The sequence below is a fragment of the Pseudomonas sp. NPDC098747 genome (assembly GCF_044760045.1).
GTDB lineage: Bacteria > Pseudomonadota > Gammaproteobacteria > Pseudomonadales > Pseudomonadaceae > Aquipseudomonas.
Genome location: NZ_JBIWAL010000033.1, coordinates 21,414 through 37,152 on the forward strand (window position 1 = coordinate 21,414; position 15,739 = coordinate 37,152).

The 15,739-nt window shown below is 59.1% G+C and carries 14 protein-coding genes and 2 pseudogenes; 9 read left to right on the plus strand and 7 right to left on the minus strand.

All coding sequences use genetic code 11. From position 1 onward, the window contains the following. Window positions 1-21: 21 nt before the first annotated feature. The 4 genes and pseudogenes from ACIQVE_RS19270 to ACIQVE_RS19285 all read right to left on the minus strand — a co-directional run bounded on the left by ACIQVE_RS19270 (window position 22) and on the right by ACIQVE_RS19285 (window position 2,588). Complete coding sequence (locus ACIQVE_RS19270; RefSeq protein ID WP_402811086.1) at window positions 22-867, minus strand: methyl-accepting chemotaxis protein; 846 nt, start codon at window positions 865-867, stop codon at window positions 22-24. Window positions 868-885: 18 nt separating this feature from the next. Next, window positions 886-2,004, minus strand: a pseudogene (locus ACIQVE_RS19275) (cache domain-containing protein); the annotation flags it as partial. Between the two features lie 54 nt (window positions 2,005-2,058). Further along, window positions 2,059-2,361, minus strand: a complete 303-nt coding sequence (locus tag ACIQVE_RS19280) for a cell division protein ZapA (protein ID WP_402811021.1) — start codon at window positions 2,359-2,361, stop codon at window positions 2,059-2,061. Beyond that, window positions 2,358-2,588 (minus strand): hypothetical protein, encoded by a 231-nt coding sequence (locus ACIQVE_RS19285; RefSeq protein ID WP_402811023.1) that lies wholly within the window; start codon window positions 2,586-2,588, stop codon window positions 2,358-2,360. Before ACIQVE_RS19285 ends, ACIQVE_RS19280 begins: the two co-directional genes overlap by 4 nt. A gap of 293 nt (window positions 2,589-2,881) precedes the next feature. On the opposite strand from ACIQVE_RS19285, the pseudogene ACIQVE_RS19290 reads away from it, so the two are divergent. The 5 genes and pseudogenes from ACIQVE_RS19290 to selO all read left to right on the plus strand — a co-directional run. After that, a pseudogene (locus ACIQVE_RS19290) lies at window positions 2,882-3,637 on the plus strand (MCP four helix bundle domain-containing protein); the annotation flags it as partial. Next, window positions 3,629-4,492, plus strand: coding sequence for a methyl-accepting chemotaxis protein (locus ACIQVE_RS19295; RefSeq protein WP_402811088.1), 864 nt, complete (start codon window positions 3,629-3,631; stop codon window positions 4,490-4,492). The pseudogene ACIQVE_RS19290 and the gene ACIQVE_RS19295, both read left to right, overlap by 9 nt. 329 nt (window positions 4,493-4,821) lie before the next feature. Next, complete coding sequence (locus ACIQVE_RS19300) at window positions 4,822-6,564, plus strand: potassium/proton antiporter (RefSeq protein WP_402811024.1); 1,743 nt, start codon at window positions 4,822-4,824, stop codon at window positions 6,562-6,564. A gap of 34 nt (window positions 6,565-6,598) precedes the next feature. Continuing rightward, window positions 6,599-9,964 carry a mechanosensitive channel MscK gene (gene mscK / locus ACIQVE_RS19305; RefSeq protein ID WP_402811026.1) on the plus strand — a complete coding sequence of 1,122 codons (3,366 nt, stop codon included), beginning with the start codon at window positions 6,599-6,601 and terminating at the stop codon, window positions 9,962-9,964. A gap of 48 nt (window positions 9,965-10,012) precedes the next feature. Next, the gene (selO, locus tag ACIQVE_RS19310; RefSeq protein ID WP_402811028.1) at window positions 10,013-11,476 is read left to right on the plus strand and encodes a protein adenylyltransferase SelO; all 1,464 of its coding nucleotides are present in this window, start codon (window positions 10,013-10,015) and stop codon (window positions 11,474-11,476) included. Between the two features lie 6 nt (window positions 11,477-11,482). Here the strand turns inward: selO and ACIQVE_RS19315 are convergent, their stop codons facing one another. Both ACIQVE_RS19315 and ACIQVE_RS19320 read right to left on the minus strand, forming a co-directional pair. Next, window positions 11,483-11,845 (minus strand): type II toxin-antitoxin system PemK/MazF family toxin, encoded by a 363-nt coding sequence (locus ACIQVE_RS19315; protein ID WP_402811030.1) that lies wholly within the window; start codon window positions 11,843-11,845, stop codon window positions 11,483-11,485. Further along, window positions 11,845-12,114: an AbrB/MazE/SpoVT family DNA-binding domain-containing protein gene (locus tag ACIQVE_RS19320; RefSeq protein WP_402811032.1), complete on the minus strand. Its 270-nt coding sequence runs from the start codon at window positions 12,112-12,114 to the stop codon at window positions 11,845-11,847. The genes ACIQVE_RS19315 and ACIQVE_RS19320 overlap by 1 nt, the downstream gene beginning before the upstream one ends. Before the next feature lie 237 nt (window positions 12,115-12,351). Here ACIQVE_RS19320 and trxC point away from each other — a divergent pair, with 237 nt between their 5' ends. Then, complete coding sequence (gene trxC, locus ACIQVE_RS19325) at window positions 12,352-12,786, plus strand: thioredoxin TrxC (protein WP_402811034.1); 435 nt, start codon at window positions 12,352-12,354, stop codon at window positions 12,784-12,786. Window positions 12,787-12,852: 66 nt separating this feature from the next. Here trxC and ACIQVE_RS19330 read toward each other — a convergent pair whose 3' ends face one another. Continuing rightward, complete coding sequence (locus ACIQVE_RS19330) at window positions 12,853-13,623, minus strand: ParA family protein (protein ID WP_402811036.1); 771 nt, start codon at window positions 13,621-13,623, stop codon at window positions 12,853-12,855. Window positions 13,624-13,986: 363 nt separating this feature from the next. Between ACIQVE_RS19330 and ACIQVE_RS19335 the strand changes: the two genes are divergently transcribed. Genes ACIQVE_RS19335 through ACIQVE_RS19345 form a run of 3 tightly spaced genes read left to right on the plus strand, consistent with a single transcriptional unit; the run spans window position 13,987 to window position 15,732 of the window. Then, complete coding sequence (locus ACIQVE_RS19335; RefSeq protein ID WP_402811037.1) at window positions 13,987-14,706, plus strand: beta-ketoacyl synthase chain length factor; 720 nt, start codon at window positions 13,987-13,989, stop codon at window positions 14,704-14,706. Next, a complete protein-coding gene (locus ACIQVE_RS19340; protein ID WP_402811039.1) occupies window positions 14,682-15,491 on the plus strand; it encodes a lysophospholipid acyltransferase family protein in 810 nt (269 codons plus the stop codon). The genes ACIQVE_RS19335 and ACIQVE_RS19340 overlap by 25 nt, the downstream gene beginning before the upstream one ends. Continuing rightward, window positions 15,472-15,732: a phosphopantetheine-binding protein gene (locus tag ACIQVE_RS19345; RefSeq protein WP_047299425.1), complete on the plus strand. Its 261-nt coding sequence runs from the start codon at window positions 15,472-15,474 to the stop codon at window positions 15,730-15,732. The genes ACIQVE_RS19340 and ACIQVE_RS19345 overlap by 20 nt, the downstream gene beginning before the upstream one ends. The last annotated feature ends 7 nt before the right edge of the window (window positions 15,733-15,739 follow it).

A 15,739-nucleotide genomic window follows, 5' to 3' on the forward strand; every position in this document is an offset into this window, starting at 1 on the left:
GGGGCTTTTCAGGTTCAACACTCAGCTCAACTTGAACCCACCCATCTGCCGCGCCAGATCATCCGCAAGACGCTGCAACATCTGACAATCCTCACGACACGCCCGAACCTCCCCCGCTGTCGCCCGGGCCAGATCGGAAATCCCCTGCACGTTGCGATTGATCTCTTCGGTCACCGCCGACTGTTCTTCGGTCGCGGTCGCCACCTGATGGTTCATGTCGCTGATGCGCTCGACCTGCCCGGTGATCGCCGTCAGCGATGCCCCGGTACGCTGGCTCGACTCGACCCCAGTACCCGTCGCAGCTTGCCCGGTGCGCATCGATGACACAGCATTTTCCGCGCCCTGTTTGAGGCTGCCAATCATCAGTTGAATCTCGTCTGTCGACGCCTGTGTACGCCGCGCCAACGTACGAACTTCGTCTGCCACCACCGCAAAGCCACGGCCCATGTCCCCAGCACGCGCCGCTTCGATGGCGGCGTTGAGCGCCAACAGGTTGGTTTGTTCGGAAACCCCGCGAATCACCGCCAGTACCGAGTCGATCGACGCCACTTGCTGCGCCAATTCACCCACCGCACCGGCAGCCAAACCGATTTCATCGGACATGCTTTCTATATGGCGAATCGAGCCACCCACCACCTCGCGCGCCTGCATCGCTTCATCCCGCGCGTTTTGCGAAGCGAGCGCAGCGTTGCCGGCGTTCTGCGCGATTTCCTGCACGGTCAGGCCCATTTCGTGGACAGCCGTCGCGACCATGTCGGTCATTTCCTGCTGGCGGCCGGAACGCTCGGCGGTGTTCTCCACCACTTTCGCCACTTGCCCTACCGCCGTTCGCAGGCGCTCGCTGGTGGTCAGCACTTCGCCAATCATTTCGCGCTGACTGTCGAGGAAACGGTTGAAGCCCCGAGCCAGGTCACCCAGCTCATCGGCGCGACCAGAATCTAACCGATGGGTCAAATCTCCCCCACCGCTACCGATTGCTACCAGCGCGGCTGTTACCTGACGAATTGGCCGCACCAGCCCTTGAGCCAGCCACACCACCAACGCCAGACACACCAGCGCCACTGCCAGACCGATTCCGCCGCTCATCCACATCGCTCGACGGGCTTCAGCGTAGATCTGCGATTGCGGCACTTCGGCCACCAAGGTCCAGCCGAGATCGCGCAGAGGCAGGCTGAAAGCGAGGAAATCCTCGCCGTCGCGTTGAAAGGTACTGTTGCTGGCAACTTTCTGGCCTAACACCGCCTGCGCCGCGCCGGCGCCGATTTGCTCGCTCAAGGTGCGCTTACCGCTGAACTGCGCCTCAGGATGGACCTGAATCAAACCGTCAGAACGCACGAGATAGACCTTGCCGCGCTCACCGAAGCTGAAGTTGTGGATCAGCTCCGACAGCTCTTTCATGCTTAGCCCAAGCCCCGCCACACCGACGACTTTGCCGGCCTGCTCGACCTTCAAATCGATAAACAACGCCAACTCTCCCGTCGCCACGTCGTTGTCGATATTGAGGGTGCGCGGCTGATCGCTGTCGAGGAAGGAATAGAACCAGGCATCGGCCGGCTTGGCACGACTGAGGGTGCGATCCAAACCTTTTTCGCTGATGTAGTGATGGGATTCGGCGCCGATGATCAAAGCGGTGAAAGCCTTGTGTTCGGCGCGGATGCCTTCCAGATACTGCGCGAAGGCCGCCGTTTTGCTGCTGTCTTCACCGGCGGCCAACCAGTCGCGCACCATCGAATTGCTGGCGATGTCTTTCGCGGCGGTCAGCGGCTGAATGAGGATGCGTTCGATATCGTTGCGCGTCGCTTCAATGCTCGACGGCAGTGCTTGTTCGACCAGATAGCTCTGGGCGAGGCGGTTGACCACCAGGGTATATATGCCAACCACGATCAGGATACTGACCAGCAGGGCGGTGCCCATGCTGAGAATCAGTTGCCATTGAATACTGCGTCGCCATAAGTGCATGGAGCACCCCCAAAGAATAAGTGGCCGAAACAATGCAACAGCCATGCCGATTGTATACAACTTAATCGACAATCTATTCTTTGGTTGTGCGCAACTCCATCAACCCTGATTGATGGTCTTGGCGATGGTGTCGACCGTGGCGCTGACTTGCTCTTGGTAACGGTCGAGTTCTTCCTGATGCTGCTTCTTCATTTCGATCTGTTGCGAGCACAGATTCATCGCTGCCAGTACCAGCAGGCGGTCGCCGATCAGCGTCGGGTATTTCCTTTTGGTGTCGGCCAATGCAGCCTTGAGCATCATTGCTGCGTCCAGCAGGGTCTGTTCTTCCCCGGCCGGTGCCTTGATCGAATAGTCCTCCCCGAGAATGGAGACGACTTTTACCCCTGCTGTTTGGTGATTCATGCGCTGACAGGACCTGCATTGACGCGATCAACCAGGGCTTGAATGCGCGCGGCAGTGGCGCCGTGTTTTTCTTCCTGTTCCATCAGGTTCAGTTGCAGGCTTTCGTTTTCATCCTTGACCTGGGCCAGTTCCGTGGACAAGGTCTGGTTGGTTTGCGAAAGGCTCTGGTTCTGTTGCACCAGGTCGCTGACGAGCTGTTCCAATTGGCTGAGGGATGCTTCCAACATTTTGATCTTCCAAGCGTTTTTCAAAGGGCGCGTACGATAAAGAAAAGTCGCCGTAGACGCTAGGTTTAAACCGGCGCAAAGCCTTGATTTTCCTGACGGTCGACCGTTCTCGCGAGTTTAGAAGACTGTGTTCTGCCGATCTGGTTCCTGCACTTCGTCGCCGGGCGCCCGGTGCGACAAATACGCACATGAACTAAAGAGTTCATGTGCTCGACCGATAAGTCATGCAATAGCAGTCTCAGCCCGCATGGAAGCGGCCCTCCCTTGGTATCCGCCCCATGTCCCTTCGCAATATGAATATCGCCCCCCGGGCGTTCACTGGTTTCGCCCTGATCGGCGGCCTGATGTTGATTCTCGGTGTGTTCGCCCTGAATCAGATGAGCAAAATCCGCGGCGCCGCCGAGATCATCTCCTCCAGCAGCGTGCCAAGCATCAAAAGTCTCGACGAGTTCACTCAACTGACCCTGCGCCTGCGCGTGCTGTCCTACCGCTTGCTGGTCAACCGCGAACCGGACGTGCAACAGAAAACCGTCGAGCTGCTGGACATGCGAAATCAGCAGATCCGTAAAGCCCAAACCGATTACGAGCCGCTGATCGGCAGTCCCTCCGAGCGTTCGGCCTACGATCAATACGTGCAGTTGCTGAGCCAGTACCGCCAGATCGAAGAGCGGATGAAGACCCTGTCGCGCAACAATCAGGTGGATGAGCTGCGCAACCTGCTCAACACCGAGCTGCTGAACAACTCCGAAGCAATAAACGGCGTGCTCAATCGCCTGATGCAGATCAACGGCGAGCAAATCAGCGAGACCAATCAGCAAGCGGCCGATCAGTACTCTTCGGCGTTTAATCTGGTGGTGACCCTGCTGGTCATCGCAACCGGCCTGACCTTCCTGTTCGCCTGGTTACTGACCAACAGCATCACCAAGCCCATCTCCAAGGCACTGGAAGCAGCGGAAACCATCGCCGAGGGCAACCTGACTCAGCCGATCCACGTTGACGGCAGCGACGAAGCCGGACGCCTGCTGGCGGCGATGGCCAAGATGCAATCGAAGCTGCGTGACACCTTGCAGCGGATTTCCGGTTCGGCCACGCAACTCGCCTCGGCCGCCGAAGAACTGAACAGCGTCACCGACGAAAGCGCTCGCGGCCTGACTCAGCAGAACAATGAAATCGAACAGGCGGCTACGGCGGTCAACGAGATGACCAGCGCAGTCGAAGAAGTCGCACGCAACGCTGTGAGCACCTCGGAAGCCTCGAAGAACGCCACCACATCTGCCGGCGACGGTCGTGATCTGGTGCAGGAAACTGTCAGCGCCATCGAACGCATGAGCGCCGACGTGCAGAGCACCGCGAGCCTGATCGGTGATCTGGCCAATGAATCCCGTGACATCGGCAAGGTGCTGGACGTGATTCGTGGCTTGGCCGATCAGACCAACCTGCTGGCGCTGAACGCCGCAATTGAAGCGGCGCGTGCCGGTGAGGCCGGTCGTGGTTTTGCGGTAGTGGCGGACGAAGTGCGTGCCTTGGCGCATCGCACGCAGCAGTCGACCAGCGAAATCGAGCGCATGATCGGCAGCATTCAGAGCGGCACCGAACACGCCGTGGATTCGATGCGTAACAGCACCGAGCGCGCTGAATCGACGCTGAACATCGCCCGTGGTGCCGGTATATCGCTGGACACCATTAACACTGCCATCGTCGAGATCAACGAGCGCAACCTGGTGATCGCCAGCGCCGCTGAAGAGCAGGCGCAGGTGGCGCGGGAAGTCGATCGTAACTTGGTGAATATCCGCGATCTGTCGGTGCAATCGGCGACCGGGGCGAATCAGACCAGTGCGGCGAGTAACGAGCTGTCGCGGTTGGCGCTGGATCTGAACAATATGGTTGGGCGGTTCAGCCTTTGATTCAGTAAATCAAGATCAAAAGCACCCTCACCCCAGCCCTCTCCCAGAGGGAGAGGGGGAAAGGGAGCCGATCTTCGTGCAATCCAAAACCTGAGTTCGATTCGAAACCTCAGGTCGATGTAACCCGCACAAACACCTCGGCCAGTCCCCTCTCCCTCCGGGAGAGGGTTAGGGTGAGGGTGAGGGCAGCAATCGCAAGCCAAACCGAAACCTCGAACACCCCAGCGTAAAACCTTTTTGACAGCATCACATTTCAACAGGTTAGAATCGCTGGCACGCAGACTGCATGGTCAGTTTGTGCCCGTTTTTACGCTTCTGGAGTACTGCCTTTGAATGCAACCACCATCAACAGCCTGTTCTTGATCGGCGCGTTGCTGGTAGGCGCAAGCATTCTCGTCAGTTCACTCTCTTCCCGGCTCGGCATTCCGATTCTGGTCATCATTCTTGCGGTCGGCATGGCGGCCGGGGTCGATGGCGCCGGGATCATTTTCGATAACTACCCGACGGCCTATCTGGTCGGCAACCTCGCACTCGCGGTGATTTTGCTCGACGGCGGCTTGCGCACGCGGGTATCCAGTTTTCGCGTGGCGTTGTGGCCGGCGCTGTCGCTGGCGACGGTCGGGGTGTTGATCACCACCGGGCTGACCGGCATGGCCGCCGCCTGGCTGTTTGACCTGAACATGATTCAAGGCCTGCTGATCGGCGCCATTGTCGGCTCCACCGACGCCGCAGCAGTGTTCTCGCTGCTCGGCGGCAAGGGCCTGAACGAGCGGGTGAGCGCCAGCCTGGAAATCGAATCCGGCAGCAACGACCCAATGGCGGTGTTCCTCACCGTGACCCTGATCGATATGCTCGCCAGCGGCCAGACTGGTTTGCACTGGAGCCTGCTGACCCACCTGATTCGCGAGTTCGGCATCGGTGGCGTGGTCGGGCTGGGCGGTGGCTGGTTGATGTTGCAAATGGTCAACCGGATCAACCTCGCCGCCGGCCTGTATCCGATTCTGGTGATTGCCGGCGGTCTGGTGGTGTTCGCCCTGACCAACGCCTTGCACGGCAGCGGCTTCCTCGCGGTGTACCTGTGTGGTCTGGTAATCGGCAACCGCCCGGTGCGCAGCCGTCACGGCATCCTGCACATGCTCGATGGCATGGCGTGGCTGGCGCAGATCGGCATGTTCCTCGTGTTGGGGTTGCTGGTCACGCCGCACGATTTGCTGCCGATCGCCCTGCCCGCCCTCGGCCTGGCGCTGTGGATGATTCTATTCGCGCGGCCGTTGTCGGTGATCGTCGGGCTGCTGCCATTCAAGGCGTTCCATGGCCGCGAGAAAGCCTTTATTTCCTGGGTTGGCCTACGCGGCGCGGTACCGATCATTCTTGCGGTGTTCCCGCTGATGGCCGGACTGCCGAATGCGCAGCTGTACTTCAACCTGGCGTTTTTCATCGTGCTGGTGTCGCTGCTGGTGCAGGGCACAAGCCTGCCGTGGGTGGCCAAACTGCTGAAGGTCACCGTACCGCCGGAGCCGGCGCCGATTTCCCGATCCGCATTGGAAGTGCACATCACCAGCGAGTGGGAGCTATTCGTTTATAAGCTCGGCGCGGAGAAATGGTGCATCGGTTCGCCCCTGCGCGAGCTGAAAATGCCCGAAGGCACGCGCATCGCGGCCCTGTTTCGTGGCCAGCAACTGCTCCATCCGTCGGGTAGTACGGTGCTGGAAGTCGATGATTTGCTGTGTGTTATCGGCCATGAACACAACTTGCCGGCCCTCGGAAAACTGTTTAGCCAAGCGCCACAACGCGGCCTCGACCTGCGTTTCTTCGGCGATTTCGTGCTCGAAGGAGACGCCCAGCTTAAAGCGGTTGCAGCGCTTTATGGCTTGCCGGCCGAAGGCATTGATCCGGACATGACTCTGGGCACCTTCATTGCCCACAAGGTCGGGGGCGCACCGATCGTGGGTGACCAGGTGGAATGGAACAACACCCATTGGACGGTTGCGGCCATGGACGGGAACAAGATCGGCAAAGTGGGCGTCAGATTCCCCGAAGGAAGTCGCCCGGGACCCGGACTCTTCCTCTAAACTGCGTCCACTATCACTTGCTTGACCGGTCTCTATGCCTAACCTGCGCTCCTTTTTCGTCGCGGCCCTACTGGGCCTGAGTCTTACTGTCGGCCCGCTTCACGCTGCCGAACCACCGTCCAGCCAATCCGTGCAGGCCAGCCTCGACAAGCTCGCCGACAGTAAACTGCCGGACGCCGATAAAAAGACCCTGCAAGCAGTCCTGCAGAGCACGCTCAATCAGCTGAACAATCAGCGGGATTACGAACAGAAGCTGATCGATCTCAAGCAGCAACTGGCCTCCGCCCCCAAGTTGACCATTGAGACCACGCGCGAACTGACGCGCCTCAAAGCGACTGCGATGGTGCCGGTAGCGCAGCGTTTTCCCAAGGAGTCGATCCAGCAGCTGGAGCAGATCCTTACGGATCGCTCGACCCAGCAGAGTGATCTGCAAAAGGCCCTGGCCGAAGCCAATAGTTTGATTATCACTGCGCAGACACGCCCCGAGCGTGCTCAGGCAGAGATCTCCGCCAGCCAGACGCGCATTCAGCAGATCAATAACATCCTCAAGTCCGGCAAGGACGCGGGCAAGACCGTCAGCGCCGAGCAGCGTGACCAATTGAACGCCGAGCTGGCGGCGCTGAACGCGTTGATTCCGCTGCGCCGTCAGGAACTCGCCGGCAATAACCAGTTGCAGGATCTGGGCAACGCTCAACATGACCTGCTCTCGGAGAAGTCCGAGCGCCTCGACCGCGAGATCCAGGAACTGCAGACCCTGATCAACCAGAAGCGTCTGGCGCAGTCTCAGGAAACCGTCACCCAGCAATCGATCGAGGCACAGAAGGCCGGCAGCAGCAGCCTGCTCGCCACTGAAAGCTCAGCCAACCTCAAACTCTCGGACTATCTGCTCAAAAGCACCGACCGCCTCAACGAAGTCACTCAGCAAAACCTGCAAACCAAACAGCAACTCGACAGCCTGACCCAAAGCGACTCGGCCCTCGATGAGCAGATCAACGTGCTCAAGGGCAGCCTGCTGCTGTCGAAGATTCTCTATAAACAGAAACAGGCCTTGCCAAGGCTGAAGCTGGACCGCGATCTTGCGGATCAGATCGCCGACATACGCCTGTATCAGTTTGACGTCAGCCAGCAACGTGAACTGCTGAGCAATCCGGCATCCTACGTCGACAACCTGCTGTCCACTCAGCCGCCGGATCAAGTCACTCCGCAACTGCGCAAAAGCCTGATGGAACTGGCCAATACCCGTGCCGACCTGCTGGAGCGTCTGAACCGCGAACTGAGCGCGGTGCTCAACGAATCGATCACCCTGCAACTCAACCAGAAACAACTGTTGAGTACCGCGCAGAGCCTGCGCGCGACCCTCGACGAGCAGATGTTCTGGATTCCCAGCAACAAGCCGCTGGATCTGGAATGGATGCGCGGCGTGCCCGAGCGCCTGAAGCGTCAGATCGATACCTTGCCGTGGGCTTCCAGCCTGAGCGAACTGACCGATGGCCTGACTCAACGCCCACTGCTGTTCCTGCCGCTGGCGTTGCTGATCGGCGCGCTGCTGTGGCGGCGCAAGAGTCTGTATGGGCGACTGAACAAGGTTCACCAGGACATTGGCCACTTCAAACGCGACAGCCAATGGCACACACCGCAGGCGATCCTGATCAACATTCTGCTGGCCATGCCGGTGGCGTTGGGTCTGGGTCTTTGCGGTCTGGCCTTGCAGATTGACGCACGTGGACAGAACGCCAACATGGGCGCGGCGCTGCTGCAAATGGGCCAGGCATGGCTGGTGTTCTACACCGCGTACCGGATTCTGGCGCCGGGCGGCGTTGCTGAATTGCACTTCCGCTGGGAGAAGCCGCAGGTCGAATTCCTGCAGGGTTGGGTGCGTCGACTCGGACTGGTGGTCATAGCACTGGTGGCCGTGGTCGCAGTTGCCGAGCTACAACCGGCGGCGCTGGCCGACGACGTCCTCGGCATGCCAGTGGTGCTGACCTGCTACGCGTTGATGGCATTACTGCTGAGCCGCCTGCTGATCAGCAGCCCGGCCCACGAAAACGCCTCGCTGTTCCGCAAGGCCTTGGGCGTGATGTTTACGCTCTTGCCAATCGCGTTGTTCGTCGCCGTTTGCTTTGGTTACTACTACACCGCGCTGAAACTCAGTGATCGCTTGATCAATACGCTCTACCTGCTGATGTTCTGGCTGGTGATCGAAGCCACCTTCGTGCGCGGCCTCAGCGTTGCCGCACGGCGTCTGGCCTACCAGCGCGCCTTGGCCAAACGTCAGGCCGCGAAAGAAGCCGGCGACGGCGAAGCGGTGATCGAAGAGCCAACCCTGGACATCGAAAAGGTCAACGAACAGTCCCTGCGCCTGATCCGTCTGGCATTGCTCAGCGGCTTTATCGCGGCGCTGTACTGGGTCTGGTCGGACCTGATCTCGGTGTTCTCGTACCTCGACAACATCACCCTTTACGAATACACCAGTGGCACCGGCGCCAACATGAGCATGGTGCCGATCAGCATTGGCGACATGCTTGGCGCGCTGATCATTATCGGCATCACCTTTGCCCTGGCGCGCAACTTGCCCGGCCTGCTCGAAGTGTTTGTGCTGTCAAAGCTCAATCTGGCGCAGGGCAGTGCTTACGCGACCACGACGCTGCTGTCGTACGTGATCGCCGGCATCGGCTTCGTCTCGACCCTGTCGACCCTCGGCGTGAGTTGGGACAAGTTGCAATGGCTGGTGGCGGCGCTGTCCGTTGGCCTCGGTTTCGGTATGCAGGAGATCTTCGCGAACTTCATCTCCGGCATCATGATCCTGTTCGAACGCCCGGTGCGGATCGGTGACACCATCACCATCGGCAACCTGTCGGGCACAGTGAGCAAGATCCGCATCCGCGCCACGACCATCACTGACTTCGACCGCAAGGACATCATTGTCCCGAACAAGACCTTCATCACCGGGCAACTGATCAACTGGTCGCTGACCGACACCGTCACCCGGGTCACGCTTAAACTGGGCGTCGATTACGGTTCCGATCTGGATCTGGTCAAGGAGTTGCTGCTCAAGGCCGCCCGGGAAAACCCGCGCGTGCTCAAGGAACCGGAGCCGCTCGTGTACTTCCTCAACTTCGGCGAAAGCACCCTCGATCACGAATTGCGCATGCATGTACGCGATCTGGGTGACCGCAACCCGGTGCTCGATGAGGTCAACCGCTTCATCAATCGCGAGTTCAAGAAGCAGCACATCAACATCTCGTTCCGCCAGATGGAGGTTTACCTGAAGAACCTGCATGGCCAGGAATACAAGTTGGTGCCGATCGAGCCGGAAACGAAAACCATCGTGCCGGTTGGCGCCGAGCAAAAACCGCTACAAGCGCCGCTGCAAGAGCCACCGCCGGCCAAACTCGACTAACCCGGTTAATCCCAGCAGAATGCTCGGACATTCTGCTGGAGCCGGCCCTTGAAAGCCCTCGACGAACTGACCTTCGACAATCGCTTCGCCCGCCTCGGTGACGCTTTCTCTGCCCACGTGCTGCCCGAGCCGATCGACAACCCGCGCCTGGTCGTCGCCAGCCCATCAGCGCTGGCATTGCTGGACCTCGACCCGGCGACTGCTCAAACCCAAGAGTTTGCTGAACTGTTCGGCGGCCACAAGCTGTGGGCCGATGCCGAGCCGCGGGCGATGGTTTACTCCGGGCATCAGTTCGGCGGCTATACGCCGCAGTTGGGCGATGGACGCGGATTATTGCTTGGCGAGGTCTACAACGCTGCCGGTGAGCACTGGGACTTGCACCTCAAGGGCGCCGGGCAGACGCCGTTTTCACGCATGGGTGACGGTCGCGCCGTGCTGCGTTCGTCGATCCGTGAATTCCTCGCCTCCGAAGCCTTGCACGCGCTGAACATTCCGTCTTCGCGCGCAGCCTGCGTGATCGGCTCCGACACCCCGGTCTGGCGTGAAAAACAGGAACGCGCTGCGATGGTGCTGCGTCTGGCGCCCAGCCATATCCGCTTCGGCCACTTCGAATATTTCTACTACACCAAGCGTCCCGAGCAGCAGAAGTTGCTGGGTGAGCATGTGCTGGCGATGCATTTCCCTGAATGCCTGGAGCAGCCGGAGCCGTATCTGGCGATGTTCCGCGAAATCGTCGAGCGCAATGCCGAACTGATCGCCAAATGGCAGGCCTACGGGTTCTGCCACGGCGTGATGAACACCGACAACATGTCGATCCTGGGCATCACCTTCGACTTCGGCCCGTTCGCCTTCCTTGATGATTTCGACGCCAACTTCATCTGCAACCACTCGGACGATCAGGGCCGCTACTCCTTCAGCAATCAAGTGCCCATCGGCCAATGGAACCTCAGCGCCCTGGCCCAGGCGTTGACGCCGTTCATAAGCGTTGAGGCCCTGCGCGAGACGCTGGGTTTGTATTTGCCACTGTTTCAGGCGCATTACCTCGACCTGATGCGTCGCCGCCTCGGTTTCACCACGGCTGAAGACGACGACCAGCAATTGCTGGAGAACCTGCTGCAAATGATGCAGAACAGCGGCGTCGACTACACGCTGTTCTTCCGCCGTCTGGGCGAGCAGTCACCCGCAGATGCCATCGCACGCTTGCGTGACGACTTCGTCGATATCAAAGGCTTCGACGCCTGGGGAGAACGCTACGTCGCCCGAGTCGCCCGTGATGGCGCGCTTGATCAAGAGCAACGCCGCACACGGATGCACGCGGTCAACCCGCTGTACATCCTGCGTAATTATCTGGCGCAAAAAGCCATCGATGCGGCTGAGCAAGGGGATTACTCGGAAGTTCGCCGGCTGCATGCAGTGCTGAGCAAGCCGTTCGAGGAACAACCGGGGATGGAAAGCTATGCCGAGCGCCCGCCCGAGTGGGGCAAGCATTTGGAGATCAGTTGTTCGTCGTAAGGCGCTTCAGGCCAGAGGATCGATAGCGCTGACAACTCGAGCAACGATATCCGCCATCGTCACGTCATCCAAGCGCTCGATAAATCTGGCTGTCCCCTCTCTTACGCGCTGTTCGATGTCAAAGCTGCGAACCTGATTACACACCGCTACACCATTGGTTTCGTGGCCAGCGATGTTCACGGCCAATCCTGAGTTTCTGCTGAAATTGCCGCCGCTGGTGACCGGTACGGTCATGCTGACGCCCAATGCATTGATTTCCCGAGGCGTAATCACTACAAAACGGTGCCGGTTCATCATTTCCCGTCCAGCTACGGGATTCGGATCAATCCAGTAAACGTCTCCCCGCTGTGGGGGTTGCCGACGCACCATCAGCCCAACTCCCTGCCAACGGGATCACCTTCGCGAGCCTCAGCAGTCTGGACGTTCAGCTTCTTTAGCTCCTCGGCGCCTTCAAGTAGCTCGGACAAGCTATATCGCTTGCGTGCAGGAGGCGCCGCTGGACGAGCGATCAACTCGCCGTCAACCACATTCAGTTCGAGCTGCGCCCCTACTTCCAAATGCAAAAGTTTCAGCAGCGTCGGCGGAATCGTAATGACAGCAGCGCCACCCTGACGGCGAATTTTGGATGTTACGGACATTTTGTCGCTCCGATTCGATACATGCAGGTCATCGACCTCGCGGTTAGTGCAACAAAAGTAGCACGCAGATACAGGCAAAGCGATCTCCTCACGACAAACGTTAAAAAGCTGAATTGACCTTCAGACTAGTCAGCGATGAGAAATTGGTTCTCGGAAAAATGTGAGCAGGTGAGACATTGATAAACTGGCGTGCCGACTCCAAATCAGTCTCGTAGACTGTTTAATCAAGAGCCCAACATGACCAATCCACTCCTCATCCCCTGCCCCGCCTGCAACGGCCTCAACCGCATTCCCGCCGAGCGCCTCGCTGACCGGCCGAAGTGCGGCCGCTGCAAGTCCGAGGTGCTGTTGAACAAACCCTTCGAACTCAAGCAAGGCGACTACGCCAGCCAGATCAAGGGTGATCTGCCGTTATTGGTGGACGTGTGGGCGGACTGGTGCGGGCCGTGCAAGTCGTTTGCGCCGGTGTTCGAGCAGGCGGCTGCGCAGTTGGCGGGCAAGTGTCGGTTGGCCAAGCTCGATAGCGAGGCGAATCAGCAGTTGTCGGCGCAGTTGGGGATTCGCTCGATTCCGAGCCTGATTCTGTTCAAGAACGGTCGGGAGGTGGCGCGGCAGAGTGGGGCGTTTCCGTTGCCGCAGTTGATGGCGTGGTTGCGTAGCCAGAGCATCTGATACACCTTGATACCCTGTGGGAGCTGGCTTGCCAGCTCCCACAGGAATCGTGGATTGTTCGGGGGATCAGTGATCTTCCAGCAAATTATGCAGTTCGACGAATTGCTGGGTCAGCTTGTGCCGCGGATCGAGGTGGATCAGCGGTATGTTGGCCTGATGCGACTCGCGCATGCGCACTGAGCTGGTCAGGTACACCGGCAGGACCGGCAAGCCTTCGGCAATCAATTCATCAAGCATCTGTTGCGGCAGGCTGGCCCGCGCCTGGAACTGGTTGACCACGATGCCTTCGACTTCCAGACCTTCGTTATGGTCTTCCTTCAGTTCGGCGATTTCCGCCATCAAACCGTACAAGGCCTGACGCGAAAAACTGTCGCAATCGAAGGGGATCAACACGCGATCGGCAGCAATCAGCGCCGATACCGCATAAAAATTCAGCGCCGGCGGCGTATCAAGATAGATCCGGTCGTAATCCTCGGACAACTCATCGAGCAGCTTACGCAGCTTGTTGATCTTGTGCTTGGCCTCAAGCTTTGGCTGCAGATCGGCCAGTTCTGAGGTAGCAGTGATGATGTGCAGGTTGTCGAACGGGGTTTCGTAGATATCCGCCTGATTCTTTTTCGAGAACGGCCCTGAGGACAGCGTTTGCTTGAAAAAATCGGCAATGCCCATCGGGATGTCGTTGCCGGTGAGCCCCGTCAGATACTGAGTGGAGTTGGCCTGGGCATCGAGATCCACCAACAGTGTGCGATAACCCTCACTCGCGCTGACCGCTGCCAGATTGCAGGCAATGCTTGATTTACCTACGCCACCTTTCTGATTGAACACCACGCGCCGCATGACAAAACCTCCGTGTATCAAAGAATGACCGAGTGTAGATGCGCGCCGCCTCGCTTCGCTACCTTCACAGACACGGACTACAGGGTCAGGTGCAAAAATCCGAGTGCAGCCCTCGTAAAAACTGCCAGTAATTTCCGAGATGGCCGACAGACAAACTGCTGACAATCTGGATAATGGCCAAGTGACATTTTTACCGCGAACCATTCGGTACATTTCGTTGCGCAAAATGTAACCAGCATTTGCTACGCACCCGTGTCACCGGGATAATGCGCGCCACCCGGCGCCAAACGCCACGTCAAGCCTGCTGCGGCTTTGACGACTCAACGTGTCAACAAAAGCCCGCAGGGGCGGGATGAATGATCCGTGATCAACTTCAACATCGCCCAATGGCGCGCGTGGGCCCCGGGGCTCGATAGCGTGGACGCATGGCAAGCCTGGAGCCGACAACCGGTCGTGCTCCAGAGCAGTGATGCCGCGCCCGATGTGTCGTTTTTACCGGCCATGCAGCGTCGCCGCCTAAGCCGACTGGCCAGAATGGCTTTCAGTGTTGGCTGGCCACTGGCCGACGGACGGGAAAACCTGCCGCTGGTGTTCGTCTCGCGACACGGCGAGACCCCGCGCACTTACGAAATTCTTAGTGACCTTGCCAAAGACGAACCGCTGTCGCCGACTCAATTCAGCCTGTCGGTGCACAACGCGATCATCGGTCTGTGGTCGATCATGCGCGGCGAAACCAGCGAAATGACTGCTCTCGCCGCCGCTGGCGACGGTCTCGAACACGGCATGCTTGAAGCAGCGGCCCTGCTCAATGAAGGCGCTCCGGCGGTGTTGCTGGTGATTACCGAAGAACAGCCGCCCGCGGCCTATTCGCAGTGGATCGACGATGTGCCGTTTCCTTACGCGCTGGGTCTGTTGCTCACCCCCGGTACCGACTGGCGGCTGACCCTGAACAGCACCACCGAAGCACTGTCCAAAGCGCAATGGCCCCACGCGCTCAATCTGCTGCGCACCCTGCTCGGCCAGCAACCACTTTGCCAACATGCCTGGAAAAAACGTGTATGGACCTGGCAACGCAACCCGTGACCGAGAAGAACCGCGACGCCTACTACTGGCGCCTGCTGGCCACCGCGGCAAGTTTCGCGCTGTTCGGGCTGGGCGGGCTGTGCCTGCGCGTGCTGGTTTTCCCGTTGCTCGGCTGTCTGCCCGGTGATGCCCTGAAGCACCGTCAGCGTGCGCGGCAAACCGTCAGTCGGCTGTTCTGGTTTTTTGTGCGATTCATGGCTCGCACTGGCGTATTGACCTACGACATTCAGGGCGCTGAACGCCTCGGCCGCCCCGGACAGATGATTATCGCCAATCACCCTTCACTGATCGACGTGGTGTTCCTGATTGGCCTGGTGCGCCAGGCAAATTGTGTGGTGAAGAAAAGCCTGTGGGAAAACCCCTTCACCCGCGGCCCGCTACGCAGCACCGAATACATCAGCAACGACGGCAGCATGGACATGCTCGATGCGGCCGCCGAGTCCCTGCAAAACGGCCAGACACTGATCATTTTCCCTGAAGGCACCCGCACCCAACCGGGCCAGGCCCCCTCCTTTCATCGGGGCGCCGCGGCGATTGCTCTGCGTGGTGCGAAAATCCTTACCCCGGTGATCATTAAGGTCAGCCCGACCACTTTGACCAAGGCCGAGCCCTGGTATCGGATCCCCAGTCGCCGCGTGCACTTCAGTTTTCGCATCGGGGCCGATATAGACCCACAGACCTTTGCCGCGCAGGGACCTGCACCGCAGGCCTCGCGCAAGCTTAACGATTATTTGCATTCATACTTTATTAAGGAGCTCGCCGAAGATGAGCGATCTACACCGTGAAATTAAATTGCTGATCATCGACGCCCTCGGCCTAGAAGATATCAGCGTCGATGACATCGGCGACGATCAAACGCTGTTCGGCGAAGGCCTGGGCCTGGATTCTGTCGATGCGCTGGAACTGGGTCTGGCGATCCAGAAAAAGTACGGTATCAAGATCGACGCGGACGCCAAAGACACCCGTAACCATTTCTCCAACGTGGCGAGCCTTGCGGCATTCGTCATGGCAAAACAGGCAGCTTGAGACCGGA

Excerpts from the sequence above, each read along its gene's own strand:
- ACIQVE_RS19270 (WP_402811086.1), bottom strand. The coding sequence starts at position 867 with ATGATTGGCGAAGTGCTGACCACCAGCGAGCGCCTGCGAACGGCGGTA.
- ACIQVE_RS19280 (WP_402811021.1), bottom strand. The coding sequence starts at position 2,361 with ATGAATCACCAAACAGCAGGGGTAAAAGTCGTCTCCATTCTCGGGGAG.
- ACIQVE_RS19285 (WP_402811023.1), bottom strand. The coding sequence starts at position 2,588 with ATGTTGGAAGCATCCCTCAGCCAATTGGAACAGCTCGTCAGCGACCTG.
- ACIQVE_RS19295 (WP_402811088.1), top strand. The coding sequence starts at position 3,629 with ATGCAATCGAAGCTGCGTGACACCTTGCAGCGGATTTCCGGTTCGGCC.
- mscK (WP_402811026.1), top strand. The coding sequence starts at position 6,599 with ATGCCTAACCTGCGCTCCTTTTTCGTCGCGGCCCTACTGGGCCTGAGT.
- ACIQVE_RS19315 (WP_402811030.1), bottom strand. The coding sequence starts at position 11,845 with ATGGTGCGTCGGCAACCCCCACAGCGGGGAGACGTTTACTGGATTGAT.
- ACIQVE_RS19320 (WP_402811032.1), bottom strand. The coding sequence starts at position 12,114 with ATGTCCGTAACATCCAAAATTCGCCGTCAGGGTGGCGCTGCTGTCATT.
- trxC (WP_402811034.1), top strand. The coding sequence starts at position 12,352 with ATGACCAATCCACTCCTCATCCCCTGCCCCGCCTGCAACGGCCTCAAC.
- ACIQVE_RS19330 (WP_402811036.1), bottom strand. The coding sequence starts at position 13,623 with ATGCGGCGCGTGGTGTTCAATCAGAAAGGTGGCGTAGGTAAATCAAGC.
- ACIQVE_RS19340 (WP_402811039.1), top strand. The coding sequence starts at position 14,682 with ATGGACCTGGCAACGCAACCCGTGACCGAGAAGAACCGCGACGCCTAC.
- ACIQVE_RS19345 (WP_047299425.1), top strand. The coding sequence starts at position 15,472 with ATGAGCGATCTACACCGTGAAATTAAATTGCTGATCATCGACGCCCTC.